Raw genomic sequence first — 4,748 nt, 5'->3', positions numbered from 1 at the left:
CTGTCGGCCCGTGTCGAGCGTCGCGGGGTGCTCGCGCTGGCCCGACGGGACGCGCGTGCCGACCGGTCGTCGTCCGCCGGAGCCCCGGCCTCAGCTGCATCGGCCTCGCCGGCTCCCGTCTCGCGCCGTCTCGTCGCCGTCGTCAAGAAGGTCTCCGTCGTCGCGGTGCTCGTGGGCTTCGCCGCCAGCGGCACGCTGCCCCTCATCGCCGGCTCCGACCAGGAGGCGCAGGCCGCGGCCGGCGGCTCGGGCTTCGCCGCCGCCGCCTCCGCAGGCGGGCAGCAGCACCTCTCCGTCGACGCGACGGTCGTCCTGGACGACGTCGAGCGCGACGAGTACTCGGCGACGTCGATGATCGACGCTCAGACCCAGTTGCTCCGCAACGCGAAGGCGGCGAGCTCGAGCGAGTGGGACGGCCGGACCACCGCCTCCTACCTGGCCGACCCGCTCTACGACACCCTCGACCGCGACCAGGTGCTCGCCGTCGCGATGCAGTACATCGGCACGCCCTACGTGCACGGCGGCGAGGACCCGACCGCGTTCGACTGCTCGGGCCTGATCACGTTCGTGTACGCCCAGTTCGGCATCTCGCTGACGCACTACGTGCCCACGCAGGACACCGAGGGCACGCGGGTCTCGGCAGCCGACGCCGTGCCGGGCGACCTCGTCGTCTTCGACAACCTCGCCCACGACGGCATCTACGCGGGCAACGGGATGATCCTCGACGCGCCGAAGCCCGGCGGGTCCGTCAGCGTGCGGCCCATCTGGGACTCGCCGCACCACTTCGTGCGCATCGGCGCGTAGCGCGCCGCTCGCCGCCCGCATGCTGTGACGGATCGCACCGCGTTCCGTGCACTGCACCGCGTCTGGACACGGTGCAGTGCACGGAACGCGGTGCGGTGCGGTGCGCTGCGGGCGGCGTCGCGGCGCGGTCAGCTGCCCAGCTTGCCCGTGAGGCGGCCGTGGAACGAGCCGCTGCGCTCGTCGAGGCCGACGAACTCGACGGCGAGGCCGTGCGCCGCGAACTTCGTCTCGACCGAGTCGAGTGCCGCGACGCTCGAGGCGTCCCACACGGAGGCGCGGCTCAGGTCGACGAGGACGGTCGCGTCCGGACGCGACGCGGCGTCCGCCTCCTCGGCGAGGGCCGCGTCGTCGGCGTACGCGAAGTGCTCGACGAGGTCGTTGCTGCTGCCGAAGAACAGCGGGCCGACGACGTCGTAGCGGACGCGAGCGCGCGGGCGGGCGGAGCCGTCCGCATCCGGGACGGCGGCGGCCGCCGGCTCGACGGCGGGCGCCTCGACGGTCCGCTCGACCCGGATGACGTGCGCGATGCGCCGCGCGAACAGCACCATGGCGAGGAGCACGCCGACGGCGACGCCGATCGCGAGGTTGTTCGTCGCGACGACGACCCCCACCGTGACCACCATGACCAGTGTCTCGGGCACGGGCATGCGCCTCAGCGTCGACGGCCGGACGCTGTGCCAGTCGACGGTCGTGATCGCGACCACCATCATCACGGCGGCGAGGGCGACCATCGGGATCCGCGCCATCACCGAGCTGAGCCCGGTGACCAGCAGCAGCAGGAAGAGCCCGGCGGCGAGCGTCGAGACCCGCGTCCGTGCACGGCCGATCTTCACGTTGACGACGGTCTGGCCGATCATGGCGCAGCCCGCGATGCCGCCGTAGGCGCCCGCGGCGATGTTCGCGACGCCGAGGGCCCACGACTCCTTGCCCTTGTGCGAGGGCGTCTCCGTGATGTCGTCGACGAGCTTCGCGGTGAGCAGCGTCTCCATCAGGCCGACGAACGCGACGCTGAGCGCGGTGGGCAGGATGATGCCGAGGGTCTCCGGGCTGAACGGCACCAGCCACGGGGTGAGTCCCGGCAGGCCGCCTCCCATCGGTCCCTCGTCGCCGACGGTGTGCACGTCGGTGAGGCCCGCCGCCACGACGATGACGGTCACGACCACGATCGCGACGAGCGGTGCCGGGACGACGGTCGTGAACCGCGGCAGCAGCACGACGATCACGATCGTGAGGGCGAAGAGCGGGTAGACGATCCACGGCACGTCGACCAGGTGCGGCACCTGCGCGACGAAGATCAGGATGCCGAGCGCGTTGACGAAGCCGATCATCACCGAGCGCGGGATGAACCGCATGAGGCGGGCCAGGCCGGCCGTGCCGAAGACGATCTGGATGACGCCGGCCAGCAGCACGGTCGGCAGCACGTACTCGACGCCGTGGGTGCGCACGAGCGGCGCGATCACGAGGGCGACCGAGCCCGCGGCGGCGGTCACCATCGCGGGTCGGCCGCCGAGCAGCGACATCACGACGGCGAGCACGACCGATGCGACCAGGCTGACCATCGGGTCGACGCCGGCGATCACCGAGAACGAGATCACCTCGGGCACGAGGGCGAGGGTGGTGACGATGCCGGCCAGCGCCTCCCGGGTGAGGAGGTGCGGCGAGCGGAGCACCGCGCGCACGCTGTCGTCGGGACGGGCGGGCGCGACGGCGCGGGGCTGGGGGGAGTCGACGGTCACGGTGTGCTCCGGGTGGTGTGGTGAGAAGATCGGGGGACCGGCGACACTGCCGTGTGATCGACCCTACCCTCACGTGAGGGTAGAGATGGGCCAGTGAGCATGACGGACGCCGACGCACCGATGATGCAGATCGGCGAGCTCGCCGACCGTGCCGAGATGTCGCTGCGCACGATCCGGCACTACGACGAGGTCGGGCTGCTCACCCCCTCGGGGCGCAGCGACGGCGGGTTCCGCCTCTACACGGACGCCGACTTCTCGCGGCTGATGGTGATCCGACGCATGAAGCCGCTGGGCTTCTCGCTCGACGAGATGGCCGAGCTGCTGCGCGTCGTCGACGCCCTGGGGGAGGCGGACGCTGATGACGGCGCCGACGGCGCCGGGAGCGGAGGAGGCGCGGTGCCCGACACCCGCGCCCGTCTCGACGCCTTCATCGCGGACGCCGCCGAGCGCCGGGCCCGGCTCGAGCGACAGCTCGCCATGGCCGACGAGTTCCTGGAGCTGCTGCGCAGCCGCTGACGCGGTCCTGCGGGCCCGGCCCGCGCCTCCTGCGGGCTAGTCGCTGCGGCGCTCGACGAGGCCCTCGGCGAACGACGCCCACCACTCGCCGGCGGGCGGCCCGCCGTTGCAGGTGCCGTCGCTGATGCCCGGCGTCTTCACCCACAGGAACGCGTCGAGGCCCTTGCTGCCGCCGGTGACGTGCGGGTCCTGGCCCAGGCCGGCTCCCTCGGGGTTGCACCAGGTGCCGCGCCAGCCCTGGCCGTTCCGCGAGACGTCGATGACGTAGCGGCTGTCGCCGGTGAGCTCGCTGACCCGCTCGGCGTAGGCGCGCTCGTCGTCGACCGGGTAGAAGCTCGCGACGTTCGTGTAGAAGCCGCGGGCGCGGTCGATCCCGGCCTGCTCGAGGCGCTCGGCCATCTCCCGGGCAGGCACCCAGTTCGAGTTGCCGCCGTCGAGGTAGGCGGGCACCCCCGCGTCGGAGAACGCGGCCACCGACTCCCGGATCAGGGGGATCCTCTCCTCGGCGAGGTCGGGGCAGCGGGTGAGCATGCCGAGCGAGTCGGGCTCGACGATGACCACCGCGCGGTGGCCGCGCAGCGTGTCGGCGACGAGCTGGTTCCAGGCGGGGTAGTCGTCGGCCGCGAGGCCTCCGGCCGAGTAGTTGCCGCAGTCGCGATCGGGGATCGCGTACGTGACGAAGACAGGCGTCGCGTCCTGGATCTCGGCCGCCACGAGGTAGTCGGTGATCTCGTCGACGAGCGCGGCGTCGTCGTGGCCGTCGCCGAGCCAGAGGGCGACGGGGCGCTCGGCGATCAGCTCGGCGGCCCGGGCGGCGTCGGCGTCGCCGTCGGCCGTGAGGCGGTCCGCGGCCCGGGCGGCGAGGGAGTTCGGCTCGACCGCCAGGCCGCCGTCGAAGACGAGGGTGTTCGGGGCGGAGCGGATCGTGTCCGGGGTGATCGCGCCGAAGGGCCGCGGGGCTGCCTCCCCGGTGGGGGCAGGCGTGCCCGTCGCCTCGTCGGACGTGTCGTCGGTCGGGCCCGGGGTCGCCGTGGCGCCCGCCGTCGGGCCTGCTGCGTCACGGTCGGCGGAGGTGCACCCGCCCACGCCGAGGGCCGCGGCCACGACGAGCGTGCCGAGGGCGGTGCGGAGGAGGTGCGGCAGGCTGTGCGACATCGGGCCCGTTCCCGGGCGCCGTGGGGAGGGCCCCGACGATGGTGGACCTCCATGACAACACGGCGTGCGCCCGGGCACAGGGGGCCCTTCGGGGGACACCAGCTGTCCCCGGTGCGTGCGCCGGTTCCGCAAATGCCGACCACGAGAGCTGCTATCACGGGAAATCCGGTTGTTCTGAGGGTCTCGAGGGGCTCACGGTCGGCATCTGCGGAGCCGACGGGGCGGGCAGGGGTCATCCCTGCACAGGGGCGGGATGGTCCACACGTGTCGTGTACCGCTCACGGGGGGAGGTGCGGCGAGGAGGCGCTCGGTAGGGTGGACGGACCGCCGCGCCCGAGCAGCGTGACCACGACCGGCCCACCACCGGTCCTGCCGCCGCCACACGACGAACCGAGAACCATGCTCCGCCGCCCTGCCCCCTCGTCCGCCCCGCTCGCCGCCGCTCCCTCGTTCCGCGCCGGCGCCTCCCGCACCGCGTCGCGAGCGGCGATCGCCGCCCTGCTCGTCGTGGGCCTCGCGGCCGTCCCCGTGCTGGCG

4 protein-coding genes are annotated in these 4,748 nt (G+C 73.4%); 2 read left to right on the top strand and 2 right to left on the bottom strand.

Going from position 1 to position 4,748, the window contains the following annotated elements; genetic code table 11:
- Window positions 1-804: C40 family peptidase (locus RWM17_RS12345; RefSeq protein ID WP_314104069.1), on the top strand; the 804-nt coding region annotated here is incomplete at its 5' end.
- Between the two features lie 128 nt (window positions 805-932).
- Here RWM17_RS12345 and RWM17_RS12340 read toward each other — a convergent pair.
- Entirely contained in the window at window positions 933-2,540 is a 1,608-nt protein-coding gene (locus tag RWM17_RS12340; RefSeq protein WP_399540476.1) for a SulP family inorganic anion transporter, read from the bottom strand.
- Window positions 2,541-2,639: 99 nt separating this feature from the next.
- Here RWM17_RS12340 and RWM17_RS12335 point away from each other — a divergent pair, with 99 nt between their 5' ends.
- Window positions 2,640-3,056 carry a MerR family transcriptional regulator gene (locus RWM17_RS12335; RefSeq protein WP_314104071.1) on the top strand — a complete coding sequence of 139 codons (417 nt, stop codon included), beginning with the start codon at window positions 2,640-2,642 and terminating at the stop codon, window positions 3,054-3,056.
- A 36-nt stretch (window positions 3,057-3,092) separates the two neighbouring features.
- Here the strand turns inward: RWM17_RS12335 and RWM17_RS12330 are convergent, their stop codons facing one another.
- Entirely contained in the window at window positions 3,093-4,211 is a 1,119-nt protein-coding gene (locus RWM17_RS12330; RefSeq protein WP_314104067.1) for a glycoside hydrolase family 6 protein, read from the bottom strand.
- Between the last annotated feature and the right edge of the window lie 537 nt (window positions 4,212-4,748).

The organism is uncultured Frigoribacterium sp. (assembly GCF_963515265.1).
GTDB lineage: Bacteria > Actinomycetota > Actinomycetes > Actinomycetales > Microbacteriaceae > Frigoribacterium.
This window is presented reverse-complemented; position numbering and strand designations above follow the sequence as displayed.

Bases quoted from the DNA above. Each gene is read 5' to 3' on its own strand.
- RWM17_RS12335 (WP_314104071.1), top strand. From the start codon at position 2,640: ATGACGGACGCCGACGCACCGATGATGCAGATCGGCGAGCTCGCCGAC.
- RWM17_RS12330 (WP_314104067.1), bottom strand. From the start codon at position 4,211: ATGTCGCACAGCCTGCCGCACCTCCTCCGCACCGCCCTCGGCACGCTC.